This window comes from Lapidilactobacillus salsurivasis (assembly GCF_054785215.1).
On sequence record NZ_BAAABI010000004.1, the window covers coordinates 141,478 to 163,125 of the forward strand.

The window sequence follows — 21,648 nt, forward strand, 5'->3', positions numbered from 1 at the left end:
TCGACGCATTGATCGGGACGGGCCGTTGACCAGGTGAAGCGGATAAGTTTGCTGTGATTGTGCGCGCAATTTGCACTGGGAAGTACCGAAGTTATGATAACATGTTATAATTAATTATCATGATGCAAGGAGGATGATCATGAGTCTAGCAAGTATCAACTGGAGCTCGATTTTTGTTTGGCAGAATTTAATGAATGTGATCGATATTCTCGCGGTTTGGTTCTTGATCTATAAGGTCATCATGTTGCTACGGGGCACCAAGGCGGTGCAGTTGTTCAACGGGATCTTGATCATTATCGCCATCAAAGCGGTCAGTTATGTCCTGAATTTGCACGCGCTGTCGTACATCGTTGATCAGGCAATCAACTGGTCGGTGGTCGTGCTGGTCGTGATTTTTCAGCCTGAGATTCGACGGGCGTTGGAACGATTAGGACGCAATCAGATTTTCGCCACGGGTCACAAGGAGAATGACGATGCCAATCATTTGATCGAGGGGCTGGACAAGGCGATCCAGTACATGTCAAAACGGCGGATCGGTGCCTTGATCACAATTCAAATGAATACCGGATTGGAAGACTATATTGAAACCGGGATTCCTTTGGATGCGGACGTTTCCGGCGAATTATTGATCAATATTTTCATTCCGAACACCCCACTTCACGACGGGGCGGTGATCATTCGCGACAACAAAATCGCTGTTGCGGCGGCTTATTTGCCATTGTCCGAAAGTAATATGATCCCGAAAGAATTAGGGACGCGACATCGAGCCGCCGTGGGGATCAGCGAAGTGACCGATGCCTTGACCTTGGTTGTTTCTGAGGAAACCGGCGCGGTCACGATCACCAAGAATAGCCAATTGATGCATAATTTGAGCCGAGAGGATTATTTGAAGTTTCTTCATGTTCATCTCGACCCACCAGAAGTAAAAAACAATTGGTGGCAGAACTTCCTGGGCTTCTTTAAGCCGAAACAATCGAAGGAGGAGACCAAGAAATGAAAGATTTTTTCAATCGTCCTTGGGTTTATCGCGTTCTCTCCTTAGGATTGGCCGTCTTATTGTTTGTCTACGTTCAATCGAACAATTTGGGTTCAACCATGTCTGATCAAAGGCAAAACAGCGAGCAAACCGCCATCGCGCAGACCAAAACAACCATGCGCGTCTCGTTACAGGTGGAAGCTGATGTTGAGAAATATTTCGTTACCGGCTATCCTGAAAAGGTTGACGTAACGATTTCCGGTTCTAAGGCGCTGGTGGCCAGCACGAAGAATATGCAGAATTTCCGAGCGTATATCGATCTGCGTGACTTGTCAACCGGCACGCACACTGTTAAAATCAAAATTTCGGGTTTGAGCTCATCGCTGAGTTACTCGGTCAAACCGGAATCGACGAAAGTTAAGATCCAAACCCGGTCTGATCGCACATTGCCGATCCAGGTCAACTATAATTCAAGTCGCGTCGCTGATGGTTATTTGGTGGGTACGCCGACGATCAGTCCGGAAACGGTCCGTGTTTCTGGGTCGAAGTCTGAGGTGAAACGCGTCAAAGAAGTGGTTGCAGATCTTGATCTAAGCGCGAATACCAAGGCTAATTACGAACAAGAAGTCATGCTCAAGGCGCTGGATAAGAATGGTAAAGATGTTGATGTTTTAATGAGTCCGCAAACGGCCCATGTCGAATTGCCGATTTCCTTACCAACCAAGAAACTTAGTCTGAGTTTCAGCCAAGATGGCGATGGTCAAGATGGGTTGCTCTATGCATTTACCAGTTCGGTGACCCAAGTGACCGTTTCGGCGCCCCAAAGCGTTTTGTCCGATTTGCCGAGCACGTTGACCATGACAATCGATGTCAGTGATATCACGGCTTCGGTGCAAAAAACCATCACTTTGACCAAACCTGATGGTGTCGTCGCGATCGATCCGAAGTCGGTGGCCGTTAATATTAAGGTCACTCAGAGCAATTCTGAAAGTAGCTCGTCTAAAAGTTCCAGTAAATCAAGTCAGTCAACATCAAGCTCTAAATCAAGCTCAAGTTCAACATCCAATGGCTCATCTGCCGATGATGAAACCGAAACAGATTCAGATTCTGAATAGTTAAGAGGAGAGAGAACAATGGTAAAATATTTTGGTACTGATGGTGTGCGCGGTGTCGCCAACAAAGAATTGACTCCGGAATTAGCGTTTAAATTAGGACGTGCTGGTGGTTATGTTTTAACTCAGCACGCAGAGCGGGAGTCGGATCATCAAGTCCCCCGGGTTTTAGTGGCCCGGGATACCAGAGCGTCAGGTGAGCTATTAGAATATGCCTTGATCTCCGGCTTGTTATCGGTAGGAATCGAAGTTTTAAAATTGGGCGTGATCACCACGCCAGCCGTCGCTTATCTGGTGCGGGCGCAAGGCGCTGACGCAGGAATCATGATCTCGGCGTCCCACAATCCGGCTCAAGATAATGGCATCAAGTTCTTTGGCTCTGATGGCTTCAAGCTGTTGGACAGCGAAGAAGAAGAAATCGAAGTTTATCTCGATGCCACGGAAGATCGCCTGCCCCGGCCAGCAGCAGAAGGTTTGGGGACTGTTGACGATTATCCAGAGGCTGCCCAGAAATACTTACAATTTATCGAGCAGACCGTGCCCGATGATCTCTCTGGTGTGAAAATTGTTTTAGACGCCGCCAATGGTGCGACCAGTGGCTTAGTCAATCGTTTGTTCGCTGATCTGGAGACCGATTTCACTACGATCGCCACCTCACCAGACGGGTTGAATATCAATGATCATGTTGGCTCGACTCATCCGGAAAAATTAGCCGCAAAAGTTGTCGAGACCGGCGCTGATTTAGGGCTGGCTTTTGACGGGGATGGGGATCGCTGCATTGCGGTTGATGAAACCGGCGCGGTGATCGATGGTGACAAGATCATGTATATCTTGGGCACTCATTTCGCCCAACGCGGACGTTTGAAGAAAGACACGATCGTCACTACGGTGATGAGCAACATCGGCTTGTATAAAGCCATTGAAAAAGCTGGGTTGAAGTCTGTTCAGACGCAAGTTGGCGACCGTTATGTTGTCGAAGAAATGCGGGCCAATGGCTATAATTTAGGTGGCGAACAGTCCGGCCATATTATCATGTCCGATTTCCACAATACTGGAGATGGCATGTTGACCGGGATCCAATTGCTGAACATCATGAAGCAATCAGGTCAGAAATTATCCGAGTTAGCGGCGCCGGTCAAGACTTACCCGCAACGACTGGTCAATATCAAAGTAACTGACAAGAAGAGCTGGCAAGATCATCCCACGATTATGTCGGCGATTGATACCGTTGAAAAAGAAATGAACGGCGATGGCCGCGTCTTAGTGCGCCCAAGTGGTACGGAATCCTTGCTCCGGGTCATGGCCGAAGCGCCAACTCAGGAATTGGTTGACAAATACGTTGATCAAATCGCCGATGTTGTCCGTAATGAAATCGGCGTGCAAGAATAGCAAGACAACAGGCCCTGGTTCTCACGATTGTTCGTTTCGCCAGCGCGGGTGCCGCGTTGAACTGACAAACGTGGGCGAGGGGTCCTCTGAATCAAGCACAACCAATCAACAGCTAGCGCTTAATAACAAGCCGCTAGCTGTTTTAATTTGGGTCTAGAATTTTTGGTGTTGAAAGATGATTTCACACCAGGGGTTCTGGCCTTTTTTTGCCTTAAATTTAGTTTCGCGGCGCGACTATTTTAACGATACCAATTATCTTAATTCAGATATACCAATTCGAAACATTTTCTTGACAACTTGATAATATAGCGATATTATTTCATTTGTTACCAAGATTTAACTTTAAAAATGATATATACCAATTATGAAAAGGTGATTAGACATGTGTGGAATTGTTGGAACGATCGGAACTGGGGCAACGACTCGGATTTTGTTAAAGGGACTTAATCGACTGGAATATCGCGGCTATGATTCCGCCGGTATCTACGTCAATGATCAAGATGGCCAAGATTATTTGGTTAAAACCGTTGGCAAGATCGCCGCGTTGGAGGCGGCAGTTGGCCCGCAAGTTCAAGGTCGGATTGGAATCGCCCATACACGTTGGGCCACTCATGGTCAGCCTAGCGTAGCCAACGCTCATCCGCAATTCTCCGGTTCGAAGCGTTTTTACTTGGTGCACAATGGGGTCATCAGTAACTTCGCTGCGCTGAAAGAACAATATTTAGCGGGTCAAACCTTCGCTAGTCAAACCGATACAGAAGTGATCGTCCAATTGATCGCGCACTTTGTTGAGGCGGAAGCCATGACTACTTTGGCCGCCTTCCAGAAAACGCTGAGCCTCTTGACCGGTTCCTACGCGCTGCAATTGATCGATCGCGAGGACCCGGAAGTCCTGTACGTCGCCAAAAACAAAAGCCCCCTGTTGATTGGATTGGCGGCAGGCTATAATGTGGTCACTTCTGACGCCTTGGCGACTTATGATTTGACCAATGATTACTTGGAGTTGCGTGATGGTGAAATGGCCTTGGTGCGGGCCAACGACGTGACGATTTTGGACCAGCAGGGTGACACTCAGGGTCGGGAACCAATCCAGATCAAAGTTGAGGCGGACGCCATTGGCAAAGGGACTTATCCGACGTTTATGTTGAAAGAGATCGATGAACAACCGGCGGTGATGCGGCGGATCAGTCAGCACTATTTACCCACTGATGAACCGATTGCCATCGATCCAGCCTTGATCCAACAAGTGGCTCAGGCTGATCGCCTTTACTTCGTGGCTGCCGGGACCAGCTACCATGCCAGTCTTGTGGGCAAACGATTATTTGAGCGTTATGCCCAGATCCCAGCCGAAGCCGGGGTTGCCAGTGAGTTTGGTTATCATTGGCCCTTACTTTCTGCCAAACCTTTCTTTATTTTCTTATCCCAAAGTGGGGAAACCGCCGATAGTCGCCAAGTCCTGGTTGAAGCCAAACGCCGGGGGTTGCCCACGCTGGTAATCACCAATGTCGCTAATTCGACCTTGGCACGAGAAGCTGATTACCATTTGCTCCTCCACGCCGGTCCCGAAATCGCTGTGGCCTCAACCAAGGCGTACACCGCTCAAATCGCGGTTGAAGCGGTTTTGGCTAAAGCGGTTGGGGAAAAGCGTCAACTTGCGGCGGCGCAAACCTTTGATTTGGCGGGGCAACTGGCCTTAGCCGCCAATGCGATGGATGAAATCACGGATAATCACCAGGCCTGGGATCAATTGGCCGCCGAATATCTGGGCAGCGCCACCGACGCCTTTTACTTGGGGCGCGGCATTGATTATGACGTTAGTTTGGAAGCGGCCTTGAAGTTGAAGGAAATCTCGTACGTTCATACGGAAGGTTTCGCAGCCGGCGAACTGAAGCACGGCACCATTGCCTTGATTGAACCCGGCGTGCCGGTGATCACCTTTATCACGGAGCAAGCGACCGCCGCTCATACCCGCGGAAACGTCCAGGAGGTCAAGGCTCGCGGCGGAAATGTGCTGGTGATTGCCAGTGAAGCCTGTCAACAAGCGGGGGACCAAATCGTGATTCCGACGTTAACTGACGAGTTGATGCCGCTGGTGACGGTGGTGTGCGGCCAATTGCTGGCTTACTATGCCACATTACAGCGAGGCTTGAATGTGGATCAACCGCGGAATCTCGCTAAGAGTGTGACGGTCGAGTAATTTTTTCAAATTGATTTTAGAAACTGACTTTCTTAACAGCTTCTGTTCTTAATTCCAAGTCTGCTGGCAGATTTGTCGGATTGAGAACGGAGGCTGTTTTGACACTAATGCCAAACTGCTATCGTTGCGCAGACTGGTGTGATGGCACTTAATCAGGACGTTGGTCGCCATCGCGGGTCAGCCGCAAGTCCCTCAGTAAAATCGGGCCAAAATAGGACTGTACTTTTTGCTGACTTTTAGTAAAATAAGACTAAACGATGAAAAGCAGGGCAACCATGAAAACAGCCATTTTAACAGACAGCGCTTCGTATCTGACGCCAATGGAAGCAGCCGCGATGAACGTCAAAATGTTACCAATCACGGTCATTTTCGGTGAGGAACAATATTTAGAAAATGTCAGCATTACCGCGCCTGATTTCTATCAGCGCCTCCATCAAGAAACCAAGTTGCCAACCACGGCGCAAATTACCATGCACCAAATGCAAACCGCCTTCGATGAGTTGACCGCGGCTGGCTATGATGAAGTGATCTGTATCAATTTGTCCAGTGGCATTACCACGTTCTTCGAAAACTTGTCCCGCTATGCGCAAACGGTCACGACGATCAAAGTTTATCCCTTCGATTCGCTGATCGCCAGCGCTGGTGAGGCAGACTTGGTGCGGTATGCCCAGTCCTTAGTGGATCAAGGTGAGCACGCGTCAACAATCATGCCTAAACTGACTGCGTTGCGTGCAACGTTGGGCGTGGATTTTGCGGTGGATAATTTGAAACATTTATTGCGAACCGGTCGCGTTTCCAATGCCAGCGCCTTTTTGGGCGGGCTGTTACAGGTGAAGCCGATCTTGCAATTTGATGAAGCCGGCAAAATCGTCGCGGTCGCGAAAGAACGAACGATGCGCCGGGCCTTGCAACATGCGCTGCAGGATTTAACTGACGCCCAGGCCGCCGCGAATTATCCGCTGCAAGTCACGGTGATCGATGGTAATGCGCCAGAGACATCCGCGCAATGGCAGGCGCAAGTTGCCCAAGCTTTTCCCCAAATGCGGGTCTTGACTAGTCATATTGGCCCCACGATCGGCGTGCATACAGGTGAAGGCGTCATGGGACTCTTGTGGTCGCGAGATTGGCGAACAGAAGCGGCCAGCTTAGGCCAGGAGGCGGAAGCATGATTGGTTATCAAATTGATGCCGAGCTTTATTTAGCTTTGCCCCGGGCTCAAGACGCCAGCACGCTGACGGCGTTGATTCGCAACAATTGCGCTTATTTGAGTCAGTGGCTGAATTGGCCGGCAGGGACGACCTTGGTGACGGAACAACAGGTGATCCAACAAAGCCGCCGTGATTTTGGCACCGATAAGAGTTTGGTTTTAGCGATTTGGTGGCGCCAACAAATTGTGGGGATGATCAGCTTCAACGGCTTTCGCGCCGATGGTAAAATCAGCGACGTCGGTTACTGGCTCGGCCAAGAATTCCAAGGGCAGGGCATTATGCATCGCGCGCTGCTGGCGTTAGTGCAGATCGGCTTTACAGACTATCAGCTGGAAAAAATCGTGATCCATGCGGGCGTTGGCAATCAGCCCAGTAACGCTGTTGCTAGGAACGCCGGCTTCAAATTTGACGGTATGCTTCGTCATGACGAATTCTTGACCAGTCAAGGTTGGATCGATCTCAATTCTTATAGTTTGTTGCGGCAGGAATGGTTGGCCCAACAATCGAACACGGCGCCAGCGAACGCGGACCAACCAATTGGACAACAATTGGTAGCGAACCAAGAAAATATAAATCAATTGGACGTCAATCAAACGAATGTGGACCAATCAGAGCTGGACCAGCCGCAATGAGATACCCGCAAGTCAAACTGGCGGTTTTCCAAACACGCCCGAATCGTTTTATTGCCAATTGTCAACTGGACGATCAACCAGTGGTCGCTCACGTCAAAAACACGGGCAAGTGCCGCGAACTGTTGCTCCCTGGCGCCACCGTTGCCTTGACCTACTGTCCTGGTCCTCAACGTAAAACGGATTACGATCTGATCGCGGTCCTGCACGCGGGGCGCTGGATCAATCTTGACTCCCAAATCCCGAATGATTTGGCGGCGGCTGGCGTGCGCCGTGGTTTGATCACCTTGCCAGGCATGGCTCCAGTCGCCGTGGTTCGTCGAGAAGTGGTCTTCCAAGATTCGCGGTTGGATCTAGCTGGGACTAGCCGCGACAATGAGGCTTTCTTCGTTGAGGTCAAAGGGGTGACCTTACTCAATGGCGAGCTGGCCGCCTTTCCTGATGCGGTGACGACCAGAGGATTGAAACACGTTCACACCTTAATGGCTGCCCAACGAGCCGGCTATCAGGCCTATCTGCTGTTTATCGTGCAGGCGGCCGGGATTACGACTATGACGATCAATCGGCGCTTGCAACCAGAATTGGCCACGGCGATTGCTGCGGCGCAGGCCATTGGCGTTCAGGTTTTAGTTTACGGCTGTCAGGTGACCGCAGATTCGATTGAGGTGGCCGAGCCGTTACGCTTCTCACTGGATGCTGATTTTGTTTTGCCGGAATAGTTTGGGTGTTTGCCGATTTTTTCGAAAAAAATGGCGTTCTGTTGTCAAATTTACGCTTGATTGCAGGTGTGGTAGGTATTGCGCGTGGGCGCAACCGGCTGGGACTGCTGATGCGGACTGGAACGTGGTGGGCGTCGTTTGAAGCCAATCCGCAAAGTGCGCGGCTTGTCTTCAAATCGAGCCTTGTCCTAAGCGGCAAAGCCGCCAAGGACAATTTCACCACTGAGCCGCGCAGTCCCAGCCGGTTGCTAGGCAGAATTGAGCCTATCTGCAATCGAAGTTGGGTATCTGACGAAGTGTTTTTGCGAGCTAGCGGTCAAACAATTGCCCGCTTTTGAGGTGGTACGGCAATGCCAACGGATTTGGATTAGGAGGTCGGGACACTTTGCATAGACCGAACATCTCTACTTGTTTTCTTAATAATCTTCGGTGAAAACCGATCAATTCAGTTGATTCACCGAGAACTAGCTAAGTTCCTCAGGCAGACTGTACTGGTGTCGCCAATTCAAAGCTGGTGACCACTAGCCATGGTCGTCAATTACGTGGTTCCCCATCAATTGACGATAGATTGCCAAGTGGCGTGAGCGCTCAAACGGCTGTTAAAACGTTGAGCGGCTGGAGCGGAGAAATTCGGGGTGAGATCGCCGTGAAATTGTCCTTGGCGGCTTTGCCGCTTAGGACAAGGCCTGATTTTGAGACAAGCCGCGCACTTTGCGGATTAGCTCAAAACAGCGCCCACAGCGAGCTCACCCCGAATTTCGCAGCGCAAGCTGCGGCCAATCTGCTTTCTTATCTCGAGAAATGATAAATAAATTAAAAAGTACTTGACTTTTATCATTCAAGCCAGTATTCTTAAAGACATCTTAATAAACTGTTGGAGTGATCGTTATGTTAAGCAACGCGACCTGTCAACAATTGAATAGAAATTATTACTACGCCTATTATGGATAGCGGGTTGCACCGTCAGGATGCAAGCCGCGCGCAGGTTTGTATCCGTGATGGTCGTAGCTTTTAGTGAGACTAAGCTAACCACATGGATGAGATGGATTCCATGTGGTTTTTCTTTGGACGTTTACCTTAGCGGGACGTTTTCAACCAGCCACAAGAATCTTTCTTGTGACTGGTTTTTTTGTCCGTAGGGAATTGGAGGAGCACATGCGTAAACGAACATTGTTTATCTTGCTGGGATTGTTATTGGTTTTGGTTTTTGGGACTGATTATTACAGCAAGCAGCAAACTGATGATGGCAAAGTCCACGTCGGTATTTTGCAATTAATGGATCAAAGCGCCTTGGACCAAGCACGAAAAGGGTTCATCGCCGAATTGAAAAAAGAAGGGTATTCGCAAGACAAAAATTTGGTGATCGATTATGTCAATGCCCAGGGTGATCAGGCCAACTTGCGGGCAATGAGCGAGCGGTTGATCAATCACCATAATGATTTGAATTTAGCGATCGCTACACCGGCGGCTCAGGCGTTGTTGGCAGTGGATCAGAAAACGCCGTTGTTGTTTACCGCGATCACCGATCCAGTCGATGCTGGCTTGGTTAAGTCCTTTGCCCATCCGGACAAGAATGTGACCGGGGTGACCGATAGCGTGCCGGTCAGTGAGCAAATCGCTTTGCTTCAGAAAATGTTTCCTCAAGCGAAAACGGTTGGTTTGCTCTACAACGCGGCGGAACCGAATTCGGTGATCCAGATCAAGGAAGCTCAGAAAGTTTTGCAAAGCGCTGGTCTGAAAGTGGTCGCCCGGACGGTGGCCACCACCAACGATGTGGAACAGGCGGCGACCAGCTTGGCCCGTCAAGTCGATGTGATGTACCTGCCTGCCGATAATGTTTTGACGGCGGCGATGGCCTTGATGGGGAAGGTGTCGGAGAAGACGAAAACACCGGTGATCCCCGCGACCACGCCGATGGTGCAATTGGGTGGTGTTGCGACCCAAGGGATCAATTACTATCAATTGGGTCAACAGACGGCGCAAATGGCGGTCAAGATCTTGAAAGGTAAGCAGATCAGCCAATTACCGGTGGAGAAGCCGGCCAAGAGTTTCCTGAGTTTCAACAAGAAATTGGCCGCTGTTTTCAAGATCGATCCGGCGAAATTTGGCAAATAACCACGCCGCTTCGCAATCAAATGATGAATCAGCTTAACGTGTAATAACTTGATTTTAGCCGTTTTACCGGTAGCTTGACCAAGTTTGATCTTGGTCGCACCCGTCCACGTGAATGGCCAGATCATCAATTAAGAAAGTAGGTTGGGAAAAATGGATTTATTGATTTCAAGTTTATCCTTGGGGCTTTTATGGTCGATCATGGCGATCGGCGTTTACTTAACATTTCGAATTTTAGATATTGCGGATATGACCGCAGAAGGTAGCTTTCCGCTCGGCGCGGCGATCACCGCCCGGCAGATCGTGGCCGGGGCAAATCCGTGGCTAGCGACCTTATCCGGTTTTCTCGCCGGTTGTTTGGCGGGACTGATCTCTGGATTTATGCACACCAAACTGAAGATTCCGGCGTTATTGACGGGTATCCTGACCCTGACCGGCTTATATTCAGTGAATTTGTTGATCATGGGTCAATCCAATATTTCTTTGTTGGGTCGGGTCAAAACCGTGATCAGTTTGTTGCCAGACATGAGTACTTCCAGCGCGGCGATTCTGATCGGCGTGGTGGTATTGGCCTTGGTGATCGGCTTGTTGGTGGTCTTCTTCAATACTGAAGTTGGTCTAGCCGCGCGGGCAGTGGGCAACAACGAGGAAATGAGCGCCGCCAATGGGATCAATGCAGACAATATGAAAATCATCATCTACATGATCTCCAATGGGCTAATTGCTTTGGCAGGGAGTCTGATGGCCCAGATCAATGGCTACGCCGATAGCAGCATGGGGATCGGGACCATCGTGATCGCCTTGGCCGCGATCATTATCGCCGAGGTGCTGGTCGCCAATCTATCCTTCGGGATGCGCTTGGTTACCATCGTGGGCGGCGCGATCATTTACCGCTTGATCATCGCCTTAGTCCTGCAATGGGGCGTTGATCCTAACAACTTACGCCTGTTCTACGCTTTGATGTTGGCCTTGTTCTTGTCTGTGCCGCTGTTACAGAAACGAATCGGCCAACGCCGGCGTCGCCAGAAAAATATCGCTGAAATGGAGGCAGATCAAGATGACTAACGCATTAGAATTACGCAAATTACATCAATTTTTCAACCAGGGGACGGTCAATGAACGTCACGTCCTCAAGGGAATCGATTTAAAGTTGGCGCCGGGAGAATTTGTAGCGGTGATCGGCGGTAATGGCGCCGGCAAGTCAACCCTCCTGAATAGCATTGCCGGCAGTTTGCCGGTGGATCAAGGCCAAGTCAAGATTGAAGGCGAAGATGTCACTTATGAAACGGTGGCTAAGCGCGCGCGCTTGATCGGCCGTGTTTTTCAGGATCCACAAATGGGCACTGCCCCACTGTTGACCGTTGAAGAAAATCTATCTTTAGCTCTTTTACGAGGGCAGAAGCGCAATTGCTGGTCTTTTGGCGTCAAAAAGAAACAACGGCAGTTTTTGCAAGAACAGTTGGCCTTGTTGAATCTGGGCCTGGAAGATCGTTTGAGCGCTGAGATCGGCTTGCTTTCCGGCGGCCAGCGTCAAGCCATCACCTTACTGATGGCCACCTTACAGAACCCGGCGTTGTTATTGTTGGATGAACATACCGCCGCTTTGGATCCGCAAACCAGCCAAATCGTCATGACTTTGACGGCACAGTTGGTTGCGGAGAAGCAACTAACGACGTTGATGATCACCCATAATATGGCCGATGCCTTGAAATTCGGTAACCGCCTGATCATGTTGGATCAGGGGCAAATCGCCATTGACGTGGCTGGCGCCGAGAAAGCCCAGCTGACCGTGCCCGACCTGTTGGCCCTCTTCAAGCACAAAAGTGGCCAGGACCTGACCGACGATCGGGTCTTACTGAGTTAGGCCACTGTTAGACAATCAAAAACGCGATCCTCCCGGATCCGCTAAGCTTGTGAGCGGATCAGGTTGGGGAATCGCGTTTTTTTTGGTCTGTTTTTGTTGGCCTGTTTCATTCGGGTGAGTCGATCGCATCTAGGTGCTGGCCAACCGCGGCGGCTAGGACGTGGTCAGTGCCAAGCTGCCGGCAATGATTCGTTTGGCCGCTTGGGCGACGCTGGGCCAGTTTATTTGACCTCAATCAAGCCAGAGCTGGTGTGGGCGGTCAATTTAAAGGTGGGGTCGGCCCCTAACTGGCCATGTTGCTGGTGGCGGGTGCGCGGCGTTTCATAAAGCGCTGCTTCGGGCAAGACCAATTGACCAGAGCGGTTATTCAGGTGGAAGTAGTAATGACTGGTTTGGGGGAAACGAATTTTGAGCCAGCCACTCTGGTTGATACAGGTTAGATCAGTCGCGATCTGGGTAAAACTTAGATTCACGTTGCCGCTAGTGTTCTCAAAATGACCGCCACCTGACAGGTGCTGCCCGTTGATTTCTCCAGAACGGGCGTAGAGATGGAAACGCTGGGCTGTCAACTGATCGGCGCTAATATTGCCACTGGTACATTCTAGATTGATTTCGGCGGCCTGCAGTTCAGTCGTCGTCAGGATGCCACTTTTGGCCAGGATGCTGATCATGCCATCGGTGCCACGACCCTGTCCCTGACTGAAGTGAATTCGGCCGCTGGTGGTCTGCAGGGTCAACTGTTGTCCTTGCAAATCGTGGGCGTTGATCTGGCCACTTTTGGTCTGTAAATGGATTTGATCCAGCTGCAAATTACGGGTGCGAATCGCGCCACTGGTGGTACTCGCTTCTAGAATATAATGTCCCGCCAGATCTACCAAGTGCAGGCTGCCAGTCTTGTTACTCAAATAGACGAAGCCGGTGTAATCTGCCGGCACGATGATCTCAACGTGAATCCGTAGGAATGCCAAGGGAACCCGTGCTGGTTGAATCAGCTTGAGCTTATCACCTTCGTTTTTGCCACTGAGGTAGGTGTTGGGGCGCGCCAAGTTGCAGTACTCATTGACCACTAGATCGGCGCCCGCTGCCCCAGGAAGCAAGCTGATCTTCGCTTGACGGTAGCTGATAATGATTTGATTCAAATGGTCGCAGGAGAACTTGGAACTGTTGACTAGTTTCAAGGCGAGAAAGTGATCGTAAAGTTGGCCTAAGCGGCGATGATCCACCGTTTTCTCATTATCGGTCACTGCTTGGAGAATCTCATCAAGGTCAGGTAAATTGGCCAGCGTCTCTTGGATCGCGGCGGGTTGATCTTGACCTTGGCAGATTTTATCGGCGACGGTTTCATTTAGATCAATCAGCAAATTGCGATAAATTTCTTCTGTTTCTGGCGTTGTCGGGAATTTCTGGAAATGTTGTTGTAAGGCGGTCCGAATTTCAGGAAACATTTCGGTCTTCCTTTCCGTGATTTGAGCGAACGTCAACTTAATGCTAAAATAATAAAACGTTCGTTAATCGTAATGCTCTTATTTTAGCATATAATGACTGAAATTATTGTTGAAAGTCACTGGCACTTTTCTTAAGCGCCACAACAAATCTCAAGTTTGCGTTGAGCAGGAGGTACAGATCTTTGTCACGTCGTGGTGAAAGACTTTTTTTAGGATTAACGTTAATGGTGATGCTCATTTTGTTTATCAGTTCGGCGATGACTTATTCGCAACAAACGCTAGTGCCCACGCTGAATGGGCACCGCTTCGATTGGCTGGCTAGCTGGGTCAAAGATTGGTCTGTGACCTATGCGGGCAGAACTCATTCGGTGCAAGTAGATGGGTCGGCGGCCTTTATCGAATTTTTATTGCGGAAGACCGCCCATTTCGGTAGTTATTTGTTGCTGGGTGGTTTCGCCTATCTGGGCTTAAGTCGGCAACTTCCCCGGCCGGTGTTTCGCCTGCCGGTGACTTGGTTGGCGACGACTGGCTACGCGGCGACCGACGAGTTTCATCAATCACTGACCGGTGAACGGAGCCCGCTGATCCAAGATGTCATGCTGGACGCCACGGGCGCGCTTTGTGGGATTCTCCTGTGCGCTTTGATTTGGGCGCTGGTGCAACAACGCCGGCAGCGACGCCAAGGTTTGGCGCAACCAATGAGACGATTGAAATAGTAACAGCCACGGGCGTTGGCGATCGTTAGTCAAACTCAACGGCCAGACCCGATTTTGTGATTTGATCATTTAGGCTGGCAAAGAGGTCCGAAACTGATCAAATTCCGATGCAGAAGTCGGCGCGCTATTGCGGCGGGCCCGTTTTTTTGGTATGATAGGAAAGGTTTTTACCAAGTTTGTAGATGAAAGAAGGAGAAGCGAATGTCAGGACATTCAAAATGGCACAATATCCAAGGCCGCAAGAATGCGCAAGACTCTAAGCGGGGCAAAATTTTCCAAAAATTGTCACGTGAACTATATATGGCTGCAAAGAGTGGTGATCCTGATCCCGCGAACAACCCTTCATTACGCTTGGTGATGGATAAGGCGCGGGCAGCAAACATGCCGAAAGATAATATTGAACGTGCAGTCAAGAAGGCCCAAGGTGGCGACGGCGCTAACTACGAAGAAGTCACTTATGAAGGCTATGCCCCAGGTGGTGTCGCTATTCTGGTCGAAGCGTTAACGGACAACAAGAACCGGACCGCTTCCTCAGTACGGGTAGCGTTTACTCGGAATGGTGGCAACTTAGGCGCGACTGGTTCAGTTAGTTACATGTTTGATCGTCGCGGCTACATCGCTATTGATCGGACAACCACCGACGCGGATGAAGATCAGATGTTGGAAGATGTGATGGACGCTGGCGGCGATGACTTGCAAACGTCTGATGATGTTTACGAGATTTACACCGACGCGAAGGAATTCGCAGCTGTTCGGGATGCTTTGGAGAAGAAGGGGTATCAGTTGGCGAACGCGGAATTGACCATGATCCCGCAAAACACCACCCCAGTTCCCGCGGATAAAATTGAACAATTTGAACGAATGATCGATGTTTTGGAAGACGACGATGATATTCAAGAAGTTTATCACGCCGGCGAATTACCAGACGAAGATTAAAACTAGCTAACCCTGGCACTTCTAAGAAAGGCCGAGCCCCCAATTTGGGACTCGGCCTTTTTGTGTCCCTTTTTATAGCCATTCCCGGTTGAGCAGGCCTGGGCACCATCGGTTTTCGGGGACCAAGCAAAAGTTTCAAGCGTAAATAAAAAAATTAGCGCTTCGTCGCGTATTTAAGGTCAAGGAGGTGAGAAGATGATTGCCGATCAAGCTTATGACTTGCTTCAACAGGCGGCGCAGCGTGGTGATAATGACTTGTTTTTGAAGCCAATTGTGATGGGCTGGTTGATTTACGGACGTCAAACCGGGCAAAGTGTTTTTGTGATGCAATTGGATCTAGCTCAGGGGCAGGCATTGATCAACTATTTCAAGTTCAATGCCCAAATGGATCTTAGTGAGCAACGCCGACCACAAATCGGTGCTTGGCATTATCAAGAGCAACGGCTGACCTTGGATCTGCGCTTGACAAGTGTGGCCGATTTTCAAAATCGGGAATGCCTGGTGATCCGGTTACTTTATCCGATTCGCGCTGATGGTCACTTTATCAATGAACAGCGGTTTCAAATATTGCGCGGGCAGTTGCTTCAGCGGGGCCTATTTCTTTTCTCGGGGCCGACTGGTTCTGGGAAAACGACTTTGCTGTACCAATTGGCCCAACAATTGGCGCAATCACAAATGGTTTTGGCTATTGAAGATCCCACCGAAATCAATGCGCCGGAGATCACCCAGCTACAGGTCAATGATTTGGCAGAGATGGATTATCAAGCCCTTTTGAAAATCAGCTTGCGCCTCCGTCCCGATATTTTGGTCATTGGCGAGATCCGTGACGCTCAGACAGCCGCAATCGCCGTTCAGGCCGCGTTAAGCGGGCATACTGTCTTGGCGACGATCCATGCTCGCAGCGCACCAGGGACATTATTGCGTTTGGCAGACTTGGGTGTTGCACCAGCCACGATTGCCAGCGTCGTCACGGTTGCTAGTTATCAACGGTTAGTCCCTTTGATCGATGGGAACTTAGCAGTTGGCTTGGATCTGATGACAGCATCCTTGATCCAGCAATGGGTCAAGGATCAGAATCACCATGTCGATCAATGGGAGGTGTGGCAAAATGATTTACAGCAAGCCTGCGAACAAAACCGAATCACTTCAACCGTTTATCAGCAGTTCGCCTGTGGTTAAGCAACGATTAAAACCGCAACAGCTGATCGACTTTTTGGATCTTAGTGGCCAACTATTGGCAAACGGATTCAACGAAGCCGCGATTTTCCAAATGGCCTACGATTTGAAATTGCTATCACTAACGCAATATCAGGCTGCTCAGAGTCAACTCGCCAACGGAGCCGACTATGGCCAAGCTTTGGCCCAGATCTGCAGTGATCAAGAATTATTGATGCAGGTGACGCTGGCAGCGCAACAGGGGAACTTGACCGTTTGTTGCCAAGAGAACAGTAAATTATTGCGTAGCCGGCAACAACAATTACGCCAATTACGGCAACTCTTGACCTATCCCTTATTATTGCTGGCGATGTTGTTGGTCATGGCAGCTTTTGTTCGGTTCTACTTACGCCCCCAGATCCTGCAGTTGGTGCCGGAGAATCAACAGGCTCAGGGGTTGGGGGTTTACGGTTGGGTGATTTTCGTTGGCCTGATCCTGGTGGGATTGTGCGCTTGGTTGAGGTGGCGGCGCCGATCACGTTTGCAACAACTTCGTCGACGTTTGCGTTGGCCGATCCTAGGCAAGGTTTGGCGAGATTATACCGATTACTTGCTTTACACCGATCTGGCCCAGCTGATAGCTAGTGGGCTACCATTGCAAGATATTCTGACTTTATTGATCACCACGGTTCCCCAGTCCCTACAAGGGCAAGTGGCCGCGTTAGTTCAGCTGAAGTTGCAAGCAGGCCAGCCACTGGCGACCGTCATTCAAGAAGAACCCTTGTTGCCCCGGAAGCTCACCTTATTGCTGGCACAAAGCCGCCCCCGTGCTTTCCAGGGGGCCGCGCTGAAAACACTGGCCCAGCAAAGTTACCAGCGGCTCGATCAACGCTTACAACATCTGATCGATCAAGTTCAACCGCTCTTATTCGTGGTGATTGCATTGATGATCACCCGTTTGTATTTACAAATTCTCTTACCGATGTATCACATGATGAAAGGATTTTAACAATGAAGAAGATGGACCTACATTTATCCCGCCGCCAGCAAAAGCGATCAGGCTTTACTTTGATTGAAATTTCTCTGGTTTTGTTAATTATCGGCCTGCTGTTACTTATCATGATTCCGAATCTCAATCAGCAGAAGAAGATGGCCGAGCAACGAACTGACGCGGCATTTGTAACTAATATGAACACCCAAGTGACCTTGTACCAAAATGATGAGCAGGAGGCACCAGTCAGCTGGTCCTCCTTGGCTAAGGCAGGTTTGATCAGTTCGAAACAGCAAAAAAAGGCGGAACAGATGAAATTGACGATTCGCACGGATGAGTCAGGTAATTATTGTGTGGAGACAGAATAAGAACAGTTGTCAAGCCGCGTTCACTTTAGCTGAAATCAGTCTAGTGCTATTTTTGATCAGTGCGGGGTTGATCATTGGTGGTTATTTTTGTCGGCCAAATTGGGATGAACTCCTTGAACGGGCAGCCTTCCAACGCTTTCAAGACGCCTATGAACAGGCCTTTGACTATAGTTTGGCTCACCGTGAGGACGTTACCATGATGATCGACGAGCCAGGTAAACAAGTTGTTTTCGAGGCAGCGGCCTGGCGCCAACCGCATTGTGTACATTATCCCGCAACCGTAATGATCGAAAAGAACTGGACCAAACGGATGTTGATCAGTCAAGGACGGGTCAAATCACCAAATACGATTCGTTGGCGTGGTCAATATTGCCAGTATGATCTCAAACCACAAATGCGCTGGGGGCGATTGAAAATTGATCGGAAATAGCCAGTATCCTCGCCGACAAACGAATCATAAAGTGGTGTGTTCTCAGAAAAACGCCGGATTTATCTTGTGGGAAACTGTCGTGGACTTGATTGTGGTTATCTTGATCAGCTTTTTCTTATTTGAAACGATCACGGTCGATCAACGGCAACTTAATCAATTGCAGGCCACGAACCAAAGATTGATCGAGGAGAATAATGAACTCAAACAAACTTGGGCAGTCCAACAGCCCCAAACGCAATTTGATCCGGAAGATTCTGAATAAACAGTGTGCTGGGTTCACCTTAGCCGAAGTAACGGCCAGCCTATTCATTATGCTGCTGACCTGTCAGTTATTAGTGGGCAACTTACAATTATGTCGGATCGGCGCACAACTGGTCCAAACAGGTCAGCAGGCGCCCACCGAGGTAGGCTTGCTCCAACTGGAAGAAACGCTTCAGGAAATGACGATCGATTGGTCTTGCAGCACGAAAACCAAGTTATTGCTGGTCGATCAACAAGGTAAACGGTTCTATTTGTCACATAAATTGGAAAAGCCTAAAAGCGCCAGTTATCGTGATGTTCTGCTGTCGGCGGAAGATGGTGCGGGCTACATGCCTTTGTTACAACGAGTGTTGCGGATCAGCTGGGACTATCAAGCGCCACTCCTGACTTTGGATTTGAAAATGATGGATGAGAAGCAGACAACCTATCACCGCTGTTATTTAATCTGGCCGAACCAGCGCCCAACCAAAAATGAGGCGAACGCCGCTGATACCAGTCCTGAAGATGTCAGTGACAAGCACCAGAAAATTGAAGACCAGCGAGACATGAGTGAGGTGACAGATGGATCCAACTAACTTTTGCAGGCGGAAACGTGCTGGTAGTATTACGTTATTAACTTTGACGATTCTAACCTTTGATCTCCTCTTGATCGGATTGTTCCAAAGTTATTACAGCCAGCGCGTGACCCATTATCAGAATCAAAACTTTTATTATCAACAGCAAAATCAACAATTACGGCGTCAACTCAAGTAAGTTCACCGCCATTGGTTGCCCGATCTGAACTAGACCACGCTTGCGATTCGTCTGAAAATGCTTGCATATCCGTGACGATATCGGTAAAATGGCAACTAGGTTCATCATTGATTGGAGTGACGGGATGACGGCGAATTTGGATCAAATCGAGAAAACGTATCAGCAGATTGATTCTGCTGTGGCACTGTTACGATCAGCGTTGAATTCTGACTATCTAACTGCTTTGACAGAAACATTGAGTAATCTGCTCCAGCATCAAGTTCATGTGGAAAATGGTGCTCCCAACGCTGAAACGGTTGCTGACTTAGAGGCAAAGTATGCCCAGATCGAATGGGTCTCCTTATCGGCAGCACAACGGCTAGAACTCAGTCAGTTATTATTGTTCCGACGCCAGCAACAAGACCATCCACAGGCCAACTTCCAAGCGACGCCAAATGCGATCGGCTTGTTGATTAGCTTGTTGTTGGTGACCTTCATGAAGCAAGACACCCCGGCCTTATCGATCGTGGATCCTACGGTTGGCTCGGGCAGTTTGCTGTTCACGTTACGGCAGCAACTGCGGTTTCGTGTTCCTGAGGTCAGGTTAGTGGGGCTGGATAATGATGATGATCTGTTGGCGCTAGCGGCGGTGTTAAGTGAGTTTCTTCCTAGCGACTTGGCTCTGATGCATCAAGATGCGTTGATGCCTTGGTTATTGGATCGTGCCCCTGATGTGGTTGTTGCGGATTTGCCGGTGGGGTATTATCCGGTGGATTCACGGGCGCAAGCTTATGACCTGCATGCAAAAAGTGGCCATTCTTTTGCCCATTTCTTGCTGATCGAGCAAAGCATCAAAATGTTAGCTCCTGGCGGGTGGGGGATCTTTGTGGTCCCAGCGAACCTGTTTAATAGTGCGGGTGCCCTAGATCTGTTGGGTTGGCTGACCAAACACGCTTATTTACAGGCGTCTTTGAGTTTAGCGAACACGACTTTCCAAAATCAGCAGGCTGAAAAGGCATTGATCGTCTTGCAAAAACACGGCGATGATGCGCAGCAGGCCAAGGAAGTTTTGATAGCCAAAGTTCCAGATTTAAATAAAGTTACTGCCGTTCAGCATTTCTCACAGGAGTTGCAAGGCTGGGCGCGGGATAATTTATAGAGGAGATTGACAAATGGTTAAGATTTTAGCGGTAAATGCGGGAAGTTCGACACTAAAGTGGAAGCTCTTCGAAATGCCTCAGGAAACGGAAATCGCTTCGGGCATGGTCGATCGTTTAGGCCTTCCAGGTTCGACGTTCGCAGTGAAATTCAATGGTACGAAAACAAAAGACGAGATCGATATTCCCGATCAAGAAAAGGCAGTTAGTTTGTTGCTGCAACGCTTGACGGATTCGGGAATCATCGCTGACCTGACCGAAATCAAAGGTGTTGGTCACCGAATCGTTGCTGGCGGTGAATTTTTTAAAGAGTCTGCTGAAGTCACCCCAGAGAATCTACAAAAGATCATTGAATTATCTGCCTATGCGCCATTGCATAATCCTAATGAGGCCAAGGGAATCCAAGCATTCCAGCATAATTTACCACATGCCAAGCAGGTTGCTGTTTTTGACACTTCTTTCCATACGTCAATGCCAGAAGTCAATTACCTTTACAGCGTGCCGATGGATTACTATCACAAATATGGTGCTCGGAAATATGGAGCGCACGGAACTAGTCACCGCTATGTTTCACAACGAGCGGCGGAAATTCTGGGCGTGCCTTTGAAGAGCCAGCGGATGATCACCATGCATTTAGGCAGTGGTGTTTCGATCACCGCCATTAAAGATGGTAAATCATTTGATACATCAATGGGCTTCACACCGCTGGCAGGTGTGACGATGAGTACACGCTCCGGCGATATTGACGCTTCTCTAGTTGCATTCTTAATGAAGAAACTCTCAATTACGGATCCCGATGAGATGATCGACATCCTTAATAAGAAATCTGGTTTGCTGGGCATTTCGGGGCTGTCTCCTGATATGCGTGATTTACTTGATACCAGAGCTGAGCGTCCAGAATCACAGTTGGCGATTGATATTTTCGTTAACCGCATTGTTCGTTATGTTGGACAATACGTGGCTGAAATGGGTGGCGTCGATACTTTGGTCTTCACCGCCGGGATGGGCGAAGGCTCGATTCCAGTTCGGAAGATGATTGTCGATAGTCTTGGCTTTATCGGTGCGAAGCTGGATGAGGAAGCTAACAAAGTTCAAGCCGTTGAACGGGTGATTTCAGCACCGGATTCAAAGGTCAAGGTACTGATCGTGCCAACGAATGAAGAGCTGATGATCGTTCGCGATGTGATCAAATTGACGAATCTAGCGTAGACAATCGAGTGACAACAATACTGAGGGCGGCACTGACCGCCC

Annotated in this window: 24 protein-coding genes; 23 read left to right on the forward strand and 1 reads right to left on the reverse strand. The window is 49.4% G+C overall.

The annotated features are described in order from the left end of the window. The first annotated feature begins 139 nt into the window (after nt 1–139). The 12 genes from cdaA to ACYVSB_RS06570 all read left to right on the forward strand — a co-directional run bounded on the left by cdaA (nt 140) and on the right by ACYVSB_RS06570 (nt 12,206). Complete coding sequence (gene cdaA / locus ACYVSB_RS06515; protein WP_461218833.1) at nt 140–997, forward strand: diadenylate cyclase CdaA; 858 nt, start codon at nt 140–142, stop codon at nt 995–997. Continuing rightward, nucleotides 994–2,091, forward strand: a complete 1,098-nt coding sequence (locus tag ACYVSB_RS06520) for a CdaR family protein (protein ID WP_461218834.1) — start codon at nt 994–996, stop codon at nt 2,089–2,091. Before cdaA ends, ACYVSB_RS06520 begins: the two co-directional genes overlap by 4 nt. Before the next feature lie 18 nt (nt 2,092–2,109). Then, nucleotides 2,110–3,477, forward strand: coding sequence for a phosphoglucosamine mutase (glmM, locus tag ACYVSB_RS06525; protein WP_461218835.1), 1,368 nt, complete (start codon nt 2,110–2,112; stop codon nt 3,475–3,477). Nucleotides 3,478–3,859: 382 nt separating this feature from the next. After that, nucleotides 3,860–5,674, forward strand: coding sequence for a glutamine--fructose-6-phosphate transaminase (isomerizing) (gene glmS / locus ACYVSB_RS06530; protein WP_461218836.1), 1,815 nt, complete (start codon nt 3,860–3,862; stop codon nt 5,672–5,674). A gap of 275 nt (nt 5,675–5,949) precedes the next feature. After that, nucleotides 5,950–6,843, forward strand: coding sequence for a DegV family protein (locus ACYVSB_RS06535; RefSeq protein WP_461218837.1), 894 nt, complete (start codon nt 5,950–5,952; stop codon nt 6,841–6,843). Further along, nucleotides 6,840–7,514: a GNAT family N-acetyltransferase gene (locus tag ACYVSB_RS06540; RefSeq protein WP_461218838.1), complete on the forward strand. Its 675-nt coding sequence runs from the start codon at nt 6,840–6,842 to the stop codon at nt 7,512–7,514. The genes ACYVSB_RS06535 and ACYVSB_RS06540 overlap by 4 nt, the downstream gene beginning before the upstream one ends. Next, nucleotides 7,511–8,230, forward strand: a complete 720-nt coding sequence (gene sfsA / locus ACYVSB_RS06545) for a DNA/RNA nuclease SfsA (protein WP_461218839.1) — start codon at nt 7,511–7,513, stop codon at nt 8,228–8,230. Before ACYVSB_RS06540 ends, sfsA begins: the two co-directional genes overlap by 4 nt. Nucleotides 8,231–8,271: 41 nt before the next feature. After that, the gene (locus ACYVSB_RS06550) at nt 8,272–8,568 is read left to right on the forward strand and encodes a hypothetical protein (protein WP_461218840.1); all 297 of its coding nucleotides are present in this window, start codon (nt 8,272–8,274) and stop codon (nt 8,566–8,568) included. 176 nt (nt 8,569–8,744) lie between these two features. After that, a complete protein-coding gene (locus ACYVSB_RS06555; RefSeq protein WP_461218841.1) occupies nt 8,745–9,035 on the forward strand; it encodes a hypothetical protein in 291 nt (96 codons plus the stop codon). Between the two features lie 350 nt (nt 9,036–9,385). Further along, nucleotides 9,386–10,345 carry an ABC transporter substrate binding protein gene (locus tag ACYVSB_RS06560; RefSeq protein ID WP_461218842.1) on the forward strand — a complete coding sequence of 320 codons (960 nt, stop codon included), beginning with the start codon at nt 9,386–9,388 and terminating at the stop codon, nt 10,343–10,345. 150 nt (nt 10,346–10,495) lie between these two features. Further along, entirely contained in the window at nt 10,496–11,407 is a 912-nt protein-coding gene (locus tag ACYVSB_RS06565) for an ABC transporter permease (protein WP_461218843.1), read from the forward strand. Further along, nucleotides 11,400–12,206 carry an ABC transporter ATP-binding protein gene (locus tag ACYVSB_RS06570; RefSeq protein ID WP_461218844.1) on the forward strand — a complete coding sequence of 269 codons (807 nt, stop codon included), beginning with the start codon at nt 11,400–11,402 and terminating at the stop codon, nt 12,204–12,206. The genes ACYVSB_RS06565 and ACYVSB_RS06570 overlap by 8 nt, the downstream gene beginning before the upstream one ends. A 221-nt stretch (nt 12,207–12,427) precedes the next feature. Here ACYVSB_RS06570 and ACYVSB_RS06575 read toward each other — a convergent pair whose 3' ends face one another. Then, on the reverse strand, nt 12,428–13,651 hold the full coding sequence (locus ACYVSB_RS06575) for a DUF4097 family beta strand repeat-containing protein (protein ID WP_461218845.1): 1,224 nt from the start codon (nt 13,649–13,651) through the stop codon (nt 12,428–12,430). A gap of 182 nt (nt 13,652–13,833) precedes the next feature. Here ACYVSB_RS06575 and ACYVSB_RS06580 point away from each other — a divergent pair, with 182 nt between their 5' ends. The 11 genes from ACYVSB_RS06580 (at nt 13,834) to ACYVSB_RS06630 (ending at nt 21,606) form a co-directional block, all read left to right on the forward strand. Then, on the forward strand, nt 13,834–14,367 hold the full coding sequence (locus tag ACYVSB_RS06580) for a VanZ family protein (protein WP_263853229.1): 534 nt from the start codon (nt 13,834–13,836) through the stop codon (nt 14,365–14,367). 201 nt (nt 14,368–14,568) lie between these two features. Further along, nucleotides 14,569–15,303, forward strand: a complete 735-nt coding sequence (locus ACYVSB_RS06585; protein ID WP_125598421.1) for a YebC/PmpR family DNA-binding transcriptional regulator — start codon at nt 14,569–14,571, stop codon at nt 15,301–15,303. Between the two features lie 195 nt (nt 15,304–15,498). Continuing rightward, entirely contained in the window at nt 15,499–16,482 is a 984-nt protein-coding gene (gene comGA / locus ACYVSB_RS06590) for a competence type IV pilus ATPase ComGA (RefSeq protein WP_461218846.1), read from the forward strand. Beyond that, complete coding sequence (locus tag ACYVSB_RS06595; RefSeq protein ID WP_164511110.1) at nt 16,475–17,467, forward strand: type II secretion system F family protein; 993 nt, start codon at nt 16,475–16,477, stop codon at nt 17,465–17,467. Before comGA ends, ACYVSB_RS06595 begins: the two co-directional genes overlap by 8 nt. Before the next feature lie 2 nt (nt 17,468–17,469). Next, nucleotides 17,470–17,817: a competence type IV pilus major pilin ComGC gene (gene comGC, locus ACYVSB_RS06600; RefSeq protein WP_125598430.1), complete on the forward strand. Its 348-nt coding sequence runs from the start codon at nt 17,470–17,472 to the stop codon at nt 17,815–17,817. A 43-nt stretch (nt 17,818–17,860) separates the two neighbouring features. After that, nucleotides 17,861–18,247 carry a substrate-binding domain-containing protein gene (locus ACYVSB_RS06605; protein ID WP_125598433.1) on the forward strand — a complete coding sequence of 129 codons (387 nt, stop codon included), beginning with the start codon at nt 17,861–17,863 and terminating at the stop codon, nt 18,245–18,247. Between the two features lie 34 nt (nt 18,248–18,281). Further along, nucleotides 18,282–18,509, forward strand: coding sequence for a hypothetical protein (locus ACYVSB_RS06610; protein ID WP_164511111.1), 228 nt, complete (start codon nt 18,282–18,284; stop codon nt 18,507–18,509). Next, on the forward strand, nt 18,442–19,083 hold the full coding sequence (locus ACYVSB_RS06615; RefSeq protein WP_125598439.1) for a competence type IV pilus minor pilin ComGF: 642 nt from the start codon (nt 18,442–18,444) through the stop codon (nt 19,081–19,083). The genes ACYVSB_RS06610 and ACYVSB_RS06615 overlap by 68 nt, the downstream gene beginning before the upstream one ends. Then, a complete protein-coding gene (locus tag ACYVSB_RS06620) occupies nt 19,070–19,261 on the forward strand; it encodes a hypothetical protein (RefSeq protein WP_125598442.1) in 192 nt (63 codons plus the stop codon). Before ACYVSB_RS06615 ends, ACYVSB_RS06620 begins: the two co-directional genes overlap by 14 nt. A gap of 124 nt (nt 19,262–19,385) precedes the next feature. Continuing rightward, nucleotides 19,386–20,399: a class I SAM-dependent methyltransferase gene (locus tag ACYVSB_RS06625; RefSeq protein WP_164511112.1), complete on the forward strand. Its 1,014-nt coding sequence runs from the start codon at nt 19,386–19,388 to the stop codon at nt 20,397–20,399. Nucleotides 20,400–20,412: 13 nt separating this feature from the next. Continuing rightward, nucleotides 20,413–21,606 (forward strand): acetate/propionate family kinase, encoded by a 1,194-nt coding sequence (locus ACYVSB_RS06630; RefSeq protein ID WP_125598448.1) that lies wholly within the window; start codon nt 20,413–20,415, stop codon nt 21,604–21,606. The last annotated feature ends 42 nt before the right edge of the window (nt 21,607–21,648 follow it).

Bases quoted from the DNA above. Each gene is read 5' to 3' on its own strand.
- sfsA (WP_461218839.1), top strand. From the start codon at position 7,511: ATGAGATACCCGCAAGTCAAACTGGCGGTTTTCCAAACACGCCCGAAT.
- ACYVSB_RS06520 (WP_461218834.1), top strand. From the start codon at position 994: ATGAAAGATTTTTTCAATCGTCCTTGGGTTTATCGCGTTCTCTCCTTA.
- ACYVSB_RS06615 (WP_125598439.1), top strand. From the start codon at position 18,442: ATGAACTCAAACAAACTTGGGCAGTCCAACAGCCCCAAACGCAATTTG.
- ACYVSB_RS06575 (WP_461218845.1), bottom strand. From the start codon at position 13,651: ATGTTTCCTGAAATTCGGACCGCCTTACAACAACATTTCCAGAAATTC.
- ACYVSB_RS06620 (WP_125598442.1), top strand. From the start codon at position 19,070: ATGGATCCAACTAACTTTTGCAGGCGGAAACGTGCTGGTAGTATTACG.
- ACYVSB_RS06585 (WP_125598421.1), top strand. From the start codon at position 14,569: ATGTCAGGACATTCAAAATGGCACAATATCCAAGGCCGCAAGAATGCG.
- cdaA (WP_461218833.1), top strand. From the start codon at position 140: ATGAGTCTAGCAAGTATCAACTGGAGCTCGATTTTTGTTTGGCAGAAT.
- glmM (WP_461218835.1), top strand. From the start codon at position 2,110: ATGGTAAAATATTTTGGTACTGATGGTGTGCGCGGTGTCGCCAACAAA.
- glmS (WP_461218836.1), top strand. From the start codon at position 3,860: ATGTGTGGAATTGTTGGAACGATCGGAACTGGGGCAACGACTCGGATT.
- ACYVSB_RS06535 (WP_461218837.1), top strand. From the start codon at position 5,950: ATGAAAACAGCCATTTTAACAGACAGCGCTTCGTATCTGACGCCAATG.
- ACYVSB_RS06565 (WP_461218843.1), top strand. From the start codon at position 10,496: ATGGATTTATTGATTTCAAGTTTATCCTTGGGGCTTTTATGGTCGATC.
- comGA (WP_461218846.1), top strand. From the start codon at position 15,499: ATGATTGCCGATCAAGCTTATGACTTGCTTCAACAGGCGGCGCAGCGT.
- ACYVSB_RS06570 (WP_461218844.1), top strand. From the start codon at position 11,400: ATGACTAACGCATTAGAATTACGCAAATTACATCAATTTTTCAACCAG.
- ACYVSB_RS06625 (WP_164511112.1), top strand. From the start codon at position 19,386: ATGACGGCGAATTTGGATCAAATCGAGAAAACGTATCAGCAGATTGAT.
- ACYVSB_RS06630 (WP_125598448.1), top strand. From the start codon at position 20,413: ATGGTTAAGATTTTAGCGGTAAATGCGGGAAGTTCGACACTAAAGTGG.
- ACYVSB_RS06540 (WP_461218838.1), top strand. From the start codon at position 6,840: ATGATTGGTTATCAAATTGATGCCGAGCTTTATTTAGCTTTGCCCCGG.
- ACYVSB_RS06560 (WP_461218842.1), top strand. From the start codon at position 9,386: ATGCGTAAACGAACATTGTTTATCTTGCTGGGATTGTTATTGGTTTTG.
- comGC (WP_125598430.1), top strand. From the start codon at position 17,470: ATGAAGAAGATGGACCTACATTTATCCCGCCGCCAGCAAAAGCGATCA.